The sequence below is a fragment of the Lysinibacillus parviboronicapiens genome (assembly GCF_003049605.2).
Taxonomy (GTDB): Bacteria; Bacillota; Bacilli; order Bacillales_A; family Planococcaceae; genus Lysinibacillus; species Lysinibacillus parviboronicapiens.
This window is the reverse complement of the sequence record NZ_CP073713.1, coordinates 539,756-551,753: the sequence shown is the minus strand read 5'-3', so window position 1 is coordinate 551,753 and position 11,998 is coordinate 539,756. Positions and strand designations below refer to the sequence as shown.

The 11,998-nt window shown below is 38.3% G+C and carries 17 protein-coding genes; 6 read left to right on the top strand and 11 right to left on the bottom strand.

Annotated elements, in window-relative coordinates; genetic code table 11:
- Positions 1-479 precede the first annotated feature (479 nt).
- Both C9J31_RS02790 and C9J31_RS02785 read right to left on the bottom strand, forming a co-directional pair.
- A complete protein-coding gene (locus C9J31_RS02790) occupies positions 480-1,796 on the bottom strand; it encodes an HD domain-containing protein (protein ID WP_107947569.1) in 1,317 nt (438 codons plus the stop codon).
- 250 nt (positions 1,797-2,046) lie between these two features.
- Positions 2,047-2,274 (bottom strand): YuzB family protein, encoded by a 228-nt coding sequence (locus C9J31_RS02785; RefSeq protein ID WP_107923705.1) that lies wholly within the window; start codon positions 2,272-2,274, stop codon positions 2,047-2,049.
- A 236-nt stretch (positions 2,275-2,510) separates the two neighbouring features.
- Here C9J31_RS02785 and C9J31_RS02780 point away from each other — a divergent pair, with 236 nt between their 5' ends.
- Positions 2,511-3,158: an RsfA family transcriptional regulator gene (locus tag C9J31_RS02780; RefSeq protein ID WP_107923706.1), complete on the top strand. Its 648-nt coding sequence runs from the start codon at positions 2,511-2,513 to the stop codon at positions 3,156-3,158.
- A gap of 41 nt (positions 3,159-3,199) precedes the next feature.
- Here C9J31_RS02780 and lipL read toward each other — a convergent pair whose 3' ends face one another.
- The gene (gene lipL, locus C9J31_RS02775) at positions 3,200-4,033 is read right to left on the bottom strand and encodes an octanoyl-[GcvH]:protein N-octanoyltransferase (RefSeq protein ID WP_107947570.1); all 834 of its coding nucleotides are present in this window, start codon (positions 4,031-4,033) and stop codon (positions 3,200-3,202) included.
- A 158-nt stretch (positions 4,034-4,191) separates the two neighbouring features.
- Between lipL and hemQ the strand changes: the two genes are divergently transcribed.
- The gene (gene hemQ, locus C9J31_RS02770; protein ID WP_107923707.1) at positions 4,192-4,941 is read left to right on the top strand and encodes a hydrogen peroxide-dependent heme synthase; all 750 of its coding nucleotides are present in this window, start codon (positions 4,192-4,194) and stop codon (positions 4,939-4,941) included.
- A gap of 158 nt (positions 4,942-5,099) precedes the next feature.
- Here hemQ and C9J31_RS02765 read toward each other — a convergent pair whose 3' ends face one another.
- Both C9J31_RS02765 and C9J31_RS02760 read right to left on the bottom strand, forming a co-directional pair.
- A complete protein-coding gene (locus C9J31_RS02765; RefSeq protein WP_054767344.1) occupies positions 5,100-5,282 on the bottom strand; it encodes a hypothetical protein in 183 nt (60 codons plus the stop codon).
- 221 nt (positions 5,283-5,503) lie between these two features.
- Positions 5,504-5,674 carry a hypothetical protein gene (locus C9J31_RS02760; RefSeq protein WP_167395924.1) on the bottom strand — a complete coding sequence of 57 codons (171 nt, stop codon included), beginning with the start codon at positions 5,672-5,674 and terminating at the stop codon, positions 5,504-5,506.
- Between the two features lie 248 nt (positions 5,675-5,922).
- Between C9J31_RS02760 and C9J31_RS02755 the strand changes: the two genes are divergently transcribed.
- On the top strand, positions 5,923-6,348 hold the full coding sequence (locus C9J31_RS02755) for a cell wall hydrolase (RefSeq protein WP_107947571.1): 426 nt from the start codon (positions 5,923-5,925) through the stop codon (positions 6,346-6,348).
- Between the two features lie 20 nt (positions 6,349-6,368).
- Positions 6,369-6,704 carry a spore coat protein GerQ gene (gene gerQ, locus C9J31_RS02750; RefSeq protein WP_107923709.1) on the top strand — a complete coding sequence of 112 codons (336 nt, stop codon included), beginning with the start codon at positions 6,369-6,371 and terminating at the stop codon, positions 6,702-6,704.
- A gap of 39 nt (positions 6,705-6,743) precedes the next feature.
- On the opposite strand, the gene C9J31_RS02745 is transcribed toward gerQ, so the two are convergent.
- From C9J31_RS02745 to C9J31_RS02730, 5 genes are all read right to left on the bottom strand, one after another.
- Positions 6,744-7,922 (bottom strand): M20 family metallopeptidase, encoded by a 1,179-nt coding sequence (locus tag C9J31_RS02745; protein ID WP_054768735.1) that lies wholly within the window; start codon positions 7,920-7,922, stop codon positions 6,744-6,746.
- A 236-nt stretch (positions 7,923-8,158) separates the two neighbouring features.
- A complete protein-coding gene (locus tag C9J31_RS02740; RefSeq protein WP_107947572.1) occupies positions 8,159-8,539 on the bottom strand; it encodes a DUF423 domain-containing protein in 381 nt (126 codons plus the stop codon).
- An 89-nt stretch (positions 8,540-8,628) separates the two neighbouring features.
- Complete coding sequence (locus C9J31_RS02735) at positions 8,629-8,895, bottom strand: YwdI family protein (protein ID WP_107947573.1); 267 nt, start codon at positions 8,893-8,895, stop codon at positions 8,629-8,631.
- Positions 8,892-9,071, bottom strand: coding sequence for a hypothetical protein (locus C9J31_RS23500; protein WP_054768737.1), 180 nt, complete (start codon positions 9,069-9,071; stop codon positions 8,892-8,894). The genes C9J31_RS02735 and C9J31_RS23500 overlap by 4 nt, the downstream gene beginning before the upstream one ends.
- A 75-nt stretch (positions 9,072-9,146) precedes the next feature.
- Positions 9,147-9,824, bottom strand: coding sequence for a uracil-DNA glycosylase (locus C9J31_RS02730; RefSeq protein WP_107947617.1), 678 nt, complete (start codon positions 9,822-9,824; stop codon positions 9,147-9,149).
- Positions 9,825-9,999: 175 nt separating this feature from the next.
- Between C9J31_RS02730 and thiD the strand changes: the two genes are divergently transcribed.
- Positions 10,000-10,830 (top strand): bifunctional hydroxymethylpyrimidine kinase/phosphomethylpyrimidine kinase, encoded by an 831-nt coding sequence (thiD, locus tag C9J31_RS02725; protein ID WP_107947574.1) that lies wholly within the window; start codon positions 10,000-10,002, stop codon positions 10,828-10,830.
- 134 nt (positions 10,831-10,964) lie between these two features.
- Here the strand turns inward: thiD and C9J31_RS02720 are convergent, their stop codons facing one another.
- Positions 10,965-11,513, bottom strand: coding sequence for an acyl-CoA thioesterase (locus tag C9J31_RS02720; protein WP_107947577.1), 549 nt, complete (start codon positions 11,511-11,513; stop codon positions 10,965-10,967).
- 170 nt (positions 11,514-11,683) lie between these two features.
- On the opposite strand from C9J31_RS02720, the gene C9J31_RS02715 reads away from it, so the two are divergent.
- Entirely contained in the window at positions 11,684-11,965 is a 282-nt protein-coding gene (locus tag C9J31_RS02715; RefSeq protein ID WP_107947578.1) for a hypothetical protein, read from the top strand.
- The last annotated feature ends 33 nt before the right edge of the window (positions 11,966-11,998 follow it).

Below are 11,998 nucleotides of genomic sequence, written 5' to 3'. Positions count from 1 at the left end.
GAGCTACCTGTTGATGTTTGTGACGACGTTGCATCCTTTCTGAATCTAGGAAAGGTATGCTACAAACAATAGGTTTGTCTCTCTTCCCTTCAAATACTCGTCGTCCTTGCGGATACATCAAAAACAGTCCTACACGCGGTAGACTATCATGGTGACTTTTTATGCTGTATATAGGCAGTTGCATGTATCCAAATTAACTGGTGTGACGCCAAAATAATGGGCCTCACCCCCTTTTAGATTTTAGATACATTATAGAAAACGGCACTGAACAAATTCTAAACAATTCCACTTTTTCATTAATAAATTCCTATAGTAATTTGTAATACTTCTATTCGCTGTGTATTTATACAATACAAAAAGCACTACATCAGTACTCAAAATGAGTATGATTAGTGCTTTTTTGTTACTTTTGTACGAGCGAAAGTTTAGTTCCCTACATGTACTATACATTCTTTATTCATTAAAACTTTTTTTGGCGATTACAAATTATGTAATCGTCCTTGTAATAGTGTTAGTATTTGTTTCTTCACAATCGAATGCGTACTGCTATCTTCTAAAAAATCGCGGGGAAAGTATACTTTATGGTCGCGCTTCATACGCCCAGAAATAGAATCAACAATTATGGATTCTCGTGATAGTTCACGTAATTCTCCATTTTTCATTTCCAGAAAAATAGGGACACGTACTTCTTCCTCTCCTGGTCGATAAAAGTCATATGGTAAATCAGCGGTTGTATCATGTACAAGGTAGTATTCGGGATTTAAGTCCGCTTGCTTAAATAACTCTTGTAATTTTTGATATTTTTCCAGTTCCACACCCGGATCTAAGTCAATGTATTGAAAAAGCTTTCGATTGACAAAACGACGACTTAAGTCACTTAAAATAGCATCTTCCTCTTGCATCCACAATTGAAAATACGTAAAAAGAATACTTTCATCTAAGGCTAAATAATCCTCTAACGTTATTGTGTTACGGAAGAAAGCTAAAAAGTGCGTAGGTTCGTGCTTAAATTTGTAGCCTACCATACTTAATTGCTTAGCTCTTTTTAAAATATTATTTAAAATGACCTCCGCACTGCGTGATACAGGGTGGAAATAAATTTGTAAGTACATTTGATAGCGACTCATAATATAATCCTCTACCGCATGCATACCGGTTGCCTTAATCACTACCTGATTTTTGCGTGGACGCATGACCCGTAAAATACGCTCCATATCGAAATGTCCGTAGCTGACTCCTGTAAAATAGGCATCTCGTTGTAAATAATCCATTCGATCAGCATCAATTTGGCTAGAAATCAAACTCACAACTTGCTTATTTGGATAAGTTTTTTCAATTACTTGTGATACTTTCTCTGGAAAATCCCCTGCAACTTTTTTTAGTACGGCATTGACTTCTGTATCACCAAGTAATATTTGTCTTGTAAAAAATTCATGATCTAGCTCAAATACATTTTCGAAGGCGTGTGAAAAAGGACCATGCCCTAAATCATGTAAAAGGGCTGCACAAAGCACAAGCAATCGCTCGCTCTCATCCCAATCTGGGCGACCTGTAAAAATATCATCAACAATGCGGCGCACAATTTCATAAACACCCAGTGAATGACTAAAACGGCTATGCTCTGCTCCATGAAAAACTAAAAACGTTGTACCGAGCTGACGAATTCTGCGCAATCGTTGAAATTCTCTTGTACCGACTAGATCCCAAATCACTTGGTCTCGTACGTGTACATAACGATGAACTGGATCCTTGAATACTTTCTCTTCTTGCAACTTTGCGTTAGCATATTGTGTCATTTGTACAGCACCCCCATTTCGTATTTCTTCTATTATATGCAATACTTGTAGGACTAGCATATACATTACTCTGTAATTATAGCGACTATCAACCTAATTCAACGTATTATTGACGTAACCTAGGTTTCAATCGGCCTCATAGGAAAGCCTAGTAGCGACATCAAAATATGAGAGATAAGGACTTTATTAAGAATTATCTTGTCATCAATACACAAAAAACTACCTTCAACGATGTGAAGATAGCCTTTTATTACTTACTTTTCAATTTCGCTAGAACTTTTTCCATTAGCTCTTCTTCAGTGAGTGCAGCAACAGGGCGACTATTTACAAAGGTAAATGTTTTTTTACGACCTGGGCCACAATAAGAATGACAGCCAATTTCGATGGTTGCATCAGGATCGATTTCCTTTAATTTTGGAATTAACGTTTTTAAGTTAACGGCCTGACATTCATCGCAAACTTTAAATTCGTTTGCCATTTTGTCAACAACCCTTTCTATATAGTATTTTTTCAATAATAAACGACTCTAATTGTACGTATGACATTCACATATTTAAGTATGTAGCATACACACAAACCTACAACGGGTATTGTATCGCACTTTTCACCTTGTATTCAAGCATAATTCCTTCCACATAGATGAATAAAAGGTTAAAAGATTGGTCATGCTAGACATAAATAAGTAGTACCAAATTAAGGTGGGAGGTTTTTTAAATGAGTAAAGTAAGACAAGATGCTTGGTTAGAAGAGAATGATGAATTATTGGCAGAGGCGGTAATCCGTCATGTCACGGAAGGTAGTACACAGTTAAATGCCTTTGAAGAAGCTGGTGACGCACTGAACCGTACTGCTGCTGCATGTGGTTTCCGTTGGAATGCTGTTGTTCGTAAGACTTATGAGGAACAATTAGCTGAAGCAAAAAAAGAGAGAAAAGAGAGAATGCGAGTATTAGGTGCTCCTGCAAGACGCCGTACATCTAATATTTTTGCAGTAAGTGGTAGTCATACAGAAAGCAAGTCAATTCCACTGTCTGCACTATCTCTTGATATTGTTATAGCGTACTTACTACGTTTACAACATTCTGGTGAAATAGGTAATGAGTCTTCGAAATGGCGACAACTTGTCCACGTAACATCTGAGAAAAATAAAAAACTAGAGAAGACAATTACACAGTTGGAAGAAGAAAACAGATCTATTCGTAGAGATTATGAGCAATTTGTGCAAATTATGAACCGTGCTAGACGACTTGTAACACTAGATGAAGAGGAAGAATATATTGCTCCTGTTTTTAAAATGGAGAAAAACGGCAATCTAGTTACTAGCAGTCCGTATCAAAATGAAAATGGCGATGTGCTAAGTTAGCAGCATCGCCTTTTTTTATGGATGACAAGCTAGTTTAAAATTTACTTTGGTTCTAGCATTTTTGCATTTCGTTGTAAAACACGTTGTAAATAAAATGAATATAACGTTAATTCCTCATCATGGAAGGGTTCCATATGAACTTCGTGGGCTAAATCGTGAAGTATTTGCTGTAAGCGAATAACAACAGTGTCAACTGTTAATGAAGCATCTACGAGTTCGCTTAAGGAGGCCATAACTGATGGCACAATTTGTGGATACGCAAACTTTGTTTCCTCTCCCTGTAAGCTGACCTCATAAAAATCGCGAATAAGGGCCGCTCGTTTTGCACCGCTTCCTTCAATACATAAATAAATTTGTACGGCTACGCCTTGGCGTAAGCGTCTCTGTGAGATTCCGGCAAATTTCTTCCCTTGAATACTTAAATCATAGGAACCTGGGCAATAGGAGCCCACAATTTCATAGGCTTCAATTTTATCCGCAGCTTCAGGAAATAATGCCTTTACAAGAGCTACCATGACATCATAGCCAGCATCAATGCTCAGTGCTTCGGTTTGTTCGGATAAAACAATTGAAATATTAAGGACACCTGTATCAAGAGCAACTGCTAGACCACCAGAATTACGGACTATTGGATGATAGCCACGAGCCTCTAGCACTTTCATGCCTTGTTGCACATATGGCAAACGATGATCTTGAATACCTAGCACAACTGCCGCATCATGTACCCATGTTCGTATAGTTGGTGGGGATTGAAGTTGGCCCACTAGTTGACATAAAGTATCATCTGTTGCAAAAGATTCAAGGGGCGAGTTATATTTCATGCTGATAGATTGATCATAAAAACGCCAAATCGGTTGTTGTAAAAATCTGTTCATTTACTAGAGCTCCTCTATTTACATCTCTTCTCTTTAGCATACATTATCTATTGAAGGTGTCAAATTGGTGAAATCACTATCATGAACTTAGGGATTTAGAGCAAACTATGATAAACTAAATGTGAATGATTTTCATTTATAAAGGAGTGTTTTGAATAATGAATGAAGCAGCAATTACTTTAGATGGTTGGTACGCTTTACACGATTTCCGCTCAATTGACTGGGCTTCATGGAAACTAGTTTCTGTTGAAGAACGTCAAGCAGCAGTCGAAGAATTTATTGCTTATTTAGACAAATTGAATGAAGCAGACGTTGCTAAAACAGGCGCTCATGCATTTTACGCAATTGTAGGTCAAAAAGCTGACTTTATGATTATGACATTACGTGAAACAATGGACGAGCTACAAGAGATTGAAGCTGAATTTAACAAATTAGCAATTGCTGATTTTACAATTCCTACATATTCTTATGTATCTGTTGTGGAGCTTTCCAACTATTTAGCTGGCGATTCAGATGAAGACCCATACCAAAATCCACATGTACGCGCACGCTTATACCCTGAACTTCCACGTGCTAACTATGTCTGCTTCTATCCAATGGACAAGCGTCGTCAGGGCGATGATAACTGGTATATGCTTTCAATGGACGATCGCAAATCGTTAATGCGTTCTCACGGTATGATTGGCCGTGGCTATGCTGGTAAGGTGAAACAAATTATTACTGGTTCTGTTGGTTTCGACGATCACGAATGGGGCGTAACATTATTCGCAGACGACGTATTACAATTTAAAAAATTAGTCTATGAAATGCGCTTTGATGAAGTTTCAGCTCGCTATGGTGAATTCGGTGCATTCTTCGTTGGTAACTTACTTGATAACGAAAAATTAGTGAAATTCTTAACAGTATAATTAGAAAAATACATGCTTGTCGAAAAGAACGTCATGTCTTTGTGCAACTCATTCTTATGTAATTGCCGTGAGCGTTAATAAGGACATTGAACGTGCCTGTGCGACAATATTGCAAATGAAAAAGTGAGTCCAGATAACTGGACTCACTTTATTTAGCTTTAGGCTTCATTCTCCTCGCCGTTCTCCGATTCTAAAATTAAAATAATTGTATGAATAAAAAATCCCGTAAGTACCATAAGAATAATTAAATACCAATTATATGGCTGATGATAGTACTCCGCTATTCCAATAGCCAAGAATGCACTTACGAAAATTGCTACAAACATACCAAAAATACGCATTGTAACACTCCTTCATGAAAGCAAAGATAATTTTCCACATTAGTATGTCACAATTCTTTTTCAATATACTTGCGAAGTTTAAGTATCGTTAACTTTATTCACAAAAAAACAACAAAAAAGGCCATCCCTCTACGATGGCACTTTTTTGCTTTGTTGATGTTAATACCAAGAGACACAGTCTCAACAATAACGACCTCAATCGCTTGCCTACAGCGAGTCTTTCATGAGCTTTCGTCTTCTACTTTCAAAATTAAGATAATCGTATTAATGAAAAAACCCACGATAATGATTAAAATGAATAGATACCAATGGAGTGGCTGACCGTAAAAACTACCTAGCAAAAATGCCAGCACTGCACTTAATAAAATACCAACCCATACACCTATCCCCATCTCTTGTCACCTCACATGTATGCAATACACATGCAAATTATCTATCTCAGGTTCCTCCAAAATCTACTTACCCTATATTTACCCAAGTTTTTTTTAAAAAAAATCTCTTACTGTCGACATCTCTAGCCTGTATGCAGACTACTCATTCATACTAATATATGCTTAATATTTTCAAAACGTGAATTTCTTTCTTACTAAAATTGAACATGTCTACAATACCTTCCTGCATATACTGTCTGCGAGGAGGTATGAAAATCGCTGTTATAAAAACGAATGATGCGCAGACAGCTCTGCTCGCTAGGCTTATGCGTGCTGAAGCCGAAGGTGATGGAGAATTAGGTATGCTTATGGTCGGCAATGTTGGCGTCAATCGTGTCCGAGCAGATTGTCTTGATTTTGGTGATATTCGAACGCTTGAGCAAATGGTTTTTCAGCGTCCTGGGGGCTTTGAAGCAACAACAAAAGGCTATTTTTATCAACGTGCACGGTCACAAGATATTAAATTAGCGAAAAGAGCTATTCAAGGTGAAAGATTTCATCCAGCTACCCGCTCTCTTTGGTTTTTCATGCCTGCGGGTGACTGCCCTGCGCAATGGTATGGTCAATGGAATACAGGTCGTTTTAAATCGCATTGCTTTTTCTCGCCAACTGAAAGTGATTGTCCACAAATTTAATTGAAAGAAGGTTATTACTTATGATGCCTTACTATTGGACACCAACAACACAGCCACAAATGACACCTCCACCAGTGACGCTTCCAAGCGGACGGCCACCTGGACGTGAGGAATCGTATATTGAAAACATTTTACGTTTAAATCGGGGTAAGCCAGGTACTTTCCACTTTTCCTTTGAGCACGCTGTAGAACAAGGGAAGAATACAAAGACCGTACGAGGTGTAGTAGAAGCTGCTGGACGGGATCATGTTATTTTACGTGAATTGAAATCCAATCACCGTTTCTTATTCCCAATGATCTATTTTGATTTTGCCGAATATGATGAGGAAATGTCTTATTTTAATCAAAATCCATAACCAAAAATAGCTGTCCAATAAAATTGGACAGCTCATTTTTTAATGATTATGTTGTAAATATTGTAAAGTTGCTTTGCCTAAAGTTTTTGCTGCAATCAACATTGCACGTTCATCAAAATCAAAGCGTGCATGATGGTGTGGGTAAGCTGTTGCCCACTCAGGTTTTTTTGCCCCTGTAAAGAAGAATGTACCTGGTACTTTTTCGAGATAATAAGCAAAGTCTTCCCCAATCATGAAAGGTGGACATGTTATGACATTTTCTACCCCTGGTACGTCAAGTGCAAGTTGTGCAACAAAGTCGGTTTCATTTACATGGTTATAGACAGGTGGATAACCTCTAGTATAACGATATTCATAACTTGCGCCAAAAGCAAGGCAAGTCGCCTTTAATACCGCCTCCAGTTCCTGTTCCATTTGCGTACGTACTTGCTCATCAAATGTACGCACTGTCCCAGTTAATGCAACTCGTTCTGCAATGACGTTGAACGGATTAATGGCTTCAAAATGACCAATGGTTAAAACCGCTGATTTCAATGGATCAATACGGCGAGATACAAGTTGCTGAGCATTAATGACAAACTGTGATGCAAGGACAACAGCATCCACTGAATGATGCGGCTCAGCACCATGCCCACCTTTCCCTTGGATTAGGATTTCCGCCTTATCGGCAGCGGCCATAATAGCTCCATCACGTACTAAAATATCACCAAGTGGCGTTGGCGCCCATAAATGTGTACCAAAAATAACGTCCACTCCGTCTAAACAGCCATCTTCAATCATCGGCTTAGCCCCGCCTGGAGCAATTTCCTCCGCGTGTTGATGAATAAACACTACATTACCGGCAAGTTCATCCTTCATAGCATTTAACGCCTTCGCCAGTCCGAGCAAAGTAGCCGTATGTCCATCATGTCCACAAGCATGCATTTTGCCAGCTACCTTTGACTTATAAGGAACATCATTTTCTTCCTGAATCGCTAACGCATCAAAATCCGCACGTAATGCCACCGTTTTCCCCGGTTTCGCACCATGCAAAGTTGCAACAACCCCGCGTTCTCCTACCCGCTCACGTACCTCGTGCCCTAATGCTCTATGAAAAGCAGCTATATAGGCTGGCGTTTCCACTTCTTCAAAAGATATCTCAGGATACTCATGTAGCTGACGACGAATTGCTACTATTTCTTCATAATTTTTATCGAGTAATGTAAATAACCTTTCCATATAGCACATCCTCACTTTCTATTTGTCGAATTTTTCTGGTAATGTTAGTGTACCTCATAAATCCTTACAAAAACAATAGGAATTGAGTTTAATATGGTATATCTTACTGAAGGGATTTCTTATAAGGGAGATATTAGCATGATAATTGGAGCAATACTCCCAAGTGATGCTATCGACCGATAAAAGCAAAAAAATCCCACACATGTTAATGTGCAGGGATGATTGACATTATTATATTATCTAGCGTGTTTAAGAGCAGTTAGTATAATCAATACCCATCCAGCTAAAAATAGCACACCACCAATTGGGGTAATGGCACCTAACACTTTAATACCGCTTAATGCTAACACATATAAGCTACCGGAAAAAAAGACTATACCTAAGTTAAAGAACATACCAGCTACATTTAATTTCTTAATTTCACCTAGTAATTTTGTGCTCATTAATAGGCCAATCACAAGTAAACCTGTCGCATGAAACATTTGGTATTGTACTGCCGTTTCCCAAATACCCTGTCCATAATCGTCTAATATGTCTTTTAATGCATGTGCACCAAATGCACCAAATGCTACTGCTAAAAAACCGTGAAGTGCACCTGTGACAATAAATCTCTTCATCTCATTTTCCCTACCTTTTATTTGCTCTATAGTCTTTATATTTGAGTATCGTTAATAACCTTAAACAAGAATCTGTTAGTTACCCTCGCTTAAAAATCAAAAATTGAATCGCCGTTTGCGCCATCATCCTCTTCAACTTTCGCTGTGTATAAGCTAGGAGGTGTCGGCTCTGTAGCTAACATTTGTGGCAAATGTTTTGGTTGCGCCCTAGGTAGCTCTACAGAAGAATCTAACACAACATCACATAACGCACGAATAGCGCTTAGTGTCTCACGTATTTGTTGTTCACTTGCTGCCTGTTTTGCGTCTGCTAATTGTTTTTCTAGTTGCTGTAATACGGCTTGATAAGAAATCATTGCGCTCTCCCACTTTCTTCTCTTGGCACAAATTTTAGGCAATTCATTCCAGAGGATTGTTTGACGACAACGGATGGTATTTGCTTTGTCTTAAAGCCATATGCTGCACAGGCACGTGGCGTTTGCGGGTCCCATGTGATTTTGAAAAATTGACATTTGAAACAATTTACCTGCATCGTTGTCCCTCTCTTTCTTCTATAGTAACTGTACCATGATTTTTAATGTGTATAAAGTAAACGATTTGTGCCAATCTACACTAAACACCAGTCGATAGGTTTCTCTCCCCACGCAGATAGTTGTTCATTTACCTTTGAATATGGTTTACTTCCAAAGAAGCCACGGTATGCACTTAGTGGACTTGGATGAGGTGCTTCTAAAATGACATGGGGAGTTGAATATTTACGAATTAATAGTTTTTTTCGTTGTGCTGGTTTCCCCCATAGTACAAAAATAATTGGCTTTTGTCTGGCAGCAAGTTTATCAATTACAGCATCTGTAAATTGCTCCCAGCCCTGTTCCCTATGAGAATTTGCCTGACCTGCACGGACTGTTAAAACTGTATTCAAAAGCATTACGCCCTGTTGCGCCCATTTCATTAATGTACCATCCTGCGGTATTGGACAACCTATATCATCCTGTAATTCTTGTAACATATTGCGTAAACTTGGTGGGTGTGGGATGCCTGGTTTCACAGAAAAACTTAAACCGTGTGCTTGGTTAGGACCATGATAAGGATCTTGTCCTAAAATCACAACCTTCACCTCTCGATAAGCTGTAGAATAGAAAGCATTCATGACATCACTCATCGGTGGATATATTGTTTGAGTCGAATATTCATTTGCTACAAATTGTCGGAGTGTTTGATAATATGGTTTTTCTAATTCATCAGCAAGTATTGTTTGCCAATCATTCGGGAAAATTTGTTTCATTGCCATTTAAAGCCCCTTTCTTTTCTACAACGGTACAAAAAAGTAGTGTCTAATTCAAGCTCAAATTATTACTGACCTTATAAAAATATTGATTTCTGACTATTTTTACAGAATCAGAATCAGACTATACTAGACGGTAACTTTAAAACTTTTATTATAAAGGAGATCTTTCCACATGGCTCTAAAAAAAACATTAACAATCGCAGGTTCAGATACATCCGGCGGCGCAGGTATGCAAGCCGACCTTAAAACATTTCAAGAACACGGCACATACGGTATGGTTGCGTTAACAGTAGTCGTAACAATGGATCCGAACGGTTGGACTCATAATGTCACACCATTACCAACAGAACTGTTACAAAAACAAATTGATACAGCACTATCAACTGGCATTGATGCTGTGAAAACAGGGATGCTTTCAACAGAAGAAATCATTCGTATTGCTGGCGATGCTATCGCAAAATCAGGCACTACAAACGTTGTGATTGATCCAGTTATGGTATGTAAGGGAGATGACGAAGTGTTAAATCCAGGTAACACAGATGCGATGATTCAATATCTATTACCACTTGCTGCTGTCATAACACCAAATCTATTCGAAGCTGGTCAATTAGCTGGGACAGGTACACCTAAAACAATCGAGGACATGAAAGTAGCTGCTCGTAAAATTAATGAATTAGGTGCTAAAGCTGTTGTGATAAAAGGCGGTAAAGCCTTAGCTACTGAAAAAGCTACCGACTTATTCTTCGATGGCACTACATTCTATTTATTAGAATCTGAAAAAGTATCTTCAACTTATAATCACGGTGCTGGTTGTACGTTTGCCGCTTCTGTTACAGCTAATCTTGCAAACGGTCTATCGATAAAAGAGGCTGTTATAGAGGCAAAAGAATTCGTATCGGCTGCAATTGCGCATGGTTGGGCATTAAATGACTATGTTGGTCCTGTTATGCATGGAGCAAAATCACGTTTCGGCGCGCCAGAAGTAACAGTATCCGAAATCTAATTAAATAATTTATAATATAATGCACTTTGAGCGATCATCATTACTCAAGCTCAAAAACATATGTAAGAAGCTCATGTAAATAACAAAACTAAAAGGCATCTGATTAGCAAACTTGATACTAATCAGATGCCTTTCTAAATATAATTCTCCATCAGTTCGAGCCGATAATCCCATGGATCGTTCATCGAAATAAAACTAGCTAATGCCTTACTCTCTTTTTTACGCTCTGCTCGTGCTTTTGCACGCTCAGATGCAGTCTCATGTAATTTCGTCTCTTCAACGGTTTCAGGTATAACACGTGGAACTGCGGCCGGTCGATTATTGTCATCTAATGCCACAAAGGTTAATAGAGCAGTTGCAGCCACTTTACGTTCACCTGTTTTCAAATTTTCCGAAATAACCTTTACGAATACCTCCATTGAAGATGTTCCCGTCCAAGTAACATAAGATTCGAAATACACTGAGTCTGTTGGACGAATCGGATGCAGAAAATCCACAGAATCCGTCGAAGCTGTGACACAATCTTTACGACTATGCTTAGCAGCAGAAATCGAGGCGACTTGGTCGATATCACTCATTAAACGTCCACCAAAAAGGGTATTATGATTGTTAACATCATTCGGAAAAACTCGGCTCGTCCGCATCACTCTTGATTCCTTACAATACTTAAACTCCTTATTCACAACAATTCCCCCTTTAAAACATAATTTGTTCTTATTATAATGCTATATTGTTCTAGGAAAATCAAATTTATTTATAGAAAATTAGTAATTTTCTGTTTTAATGATAAAATCGGACAAGATACCTTCCCACATTGCACACCATATATTAACTGTATATGGGAGGGAGAAATATGAAAAAACGTAAATTTGAAGATGCAAATGAAGAATCAGCATTGCTTTCTGAGGAATTAACCGCTTCTAAAGTTGAAGTAATTGCCTCCATTGTTCTAACACTTGGCTATTCACTCTCAACCCTCGCCACGATATTAGCATTCCAAGAGGAAGAAGAAGCTGCACAATTAAAATCGTCCAATTCACAAGATCAAAATCAGCAATTTAAACAAATGCTTAAACAATTACATTCTGTCAATGACCGTTTAGATTCCATTGAGCGAAAACTCAATCGGTTTTAAAAGATACATACCCCTTATCAACAAGTTTCATCA

What these genes read in the sequence shown, in the direction of transcription:
- C9J31_RS02765 (WP_054767344.1), bottom strand. Translation starts at nt 5,282, where the DNA reads ATGCGTATTTTTGGTATGTTTGTAGCAATTTTCGTAAGTGCATTCTTG.
- C9J31_RS02730 (WP_107947617.1), bottom strand. Translation starts at nt 9,824, where the DNA reads ATGAAACAAATTTTCCCGAATGATTGGCAAACAATACTTGCTGATGAA.
- C9J31_RS02740 (WP_107947572.1), bottom strand. Translation starts at nt 8,539, where the DNA reads ATGAAGAGATTTATTGTCACAGGTGCACTTCACGGTTTTTTAGCAGTA.
- gerQ (WP_107923709.1), top strand. Translation starts at nt 6,369, where the DNA reads ATGATGCCTTACTATTGGACACCAACAACACAGCCACAAATGACACCT.
- hemQ (WP_107923707.1), top strand. Translation starts at nt 4,192, where the DNA reads ATGAATGAAGCAGCAATTACTTTAGATGGTTGGTACGCTTTACACGAT.
- C9J31_RS02785 (WP_107923705.1), bottom strand. Translation starts at nt 2,274, where the DNA reads ATGGCAAACGAATTTAAAGTTTGCGATGAATGTCAGGCCGTTAACTTA.
- C9J31_RS02735 (WP_107947573.1), bottom strand. Translation starts at nt 8,895, where the DNA reads ATGATTTCTTATCAAGCCGTATTACAGCAACTAGAAAAACAATTAGCA.
- C9J31_RS02790 (WP_107947569.1), bottom strand. Translation starts at nt 1,796, where the DNA reads ATGACACAATATGCTAACGCAAAGTTGCAAGAAGAGAAAGTATTCAAG.
- thiD (WP_107947574.1), top strand. Translation starts at nt 10,000, where the DNA reads ATGGCTCTAAAAAAAACATTAACAATCGCAGGTTCAGATACATCCGGC.
- C9J31_RS23500 (WP_054768737.1), bottom strand. Translation starts at nt 9,071, where the DNA reads ATGCAGGTAAATTGTTTCAAATGTCAATTTTTCAAAATCACATGGGAC.
- C9J31_RS02760 (WP_167395924.1), bottom strand. Translation starts at nt 5,674, where the DNA reads ATGGGGATAGGTGTATGGGTTGGTATTTTATTAAGTGCAGTGCTGGCA.
- C9J31_RS02745 (WP_054768735.1), bottom strand. Translation starts at nt 7,922, where the DNA reads ATGGAAAGGTTATTTACATTACTCGATAAAAATTATGAAGAAATAGTA.
- C9J31_RS02715 (WP_107947578.1), top strand. Translation starts at nt 11,684, where the DNA reads ATGAAAAAACGTAAATTTGAAGATGCAAATGAAGAATCAGCATTGCTT.
- C9J31_RS02780 (WP_107923706.1), top strand. Translation starts at nt 2,511, where the DNA reads ATGAGTAAAGTAAGACAAGATGCTTGGTTAGAAGAGAATGATGAATTA.
- lipL (WP_107947570.1), bottom strand. Translation starts at nt 4,033, where the DNA reads ATGAACAGATTTTTACAACAACCGATTTGGCGTTTTTATGATCAATCT.
- C9J31_RS02755 (WP_107947571.1), top strand. Translation starts at nt 5,923, where the DNA reads ATGAAAATCGCTGTTATAAAAACGAATGATGCGCAGACAGCTCTGCTC.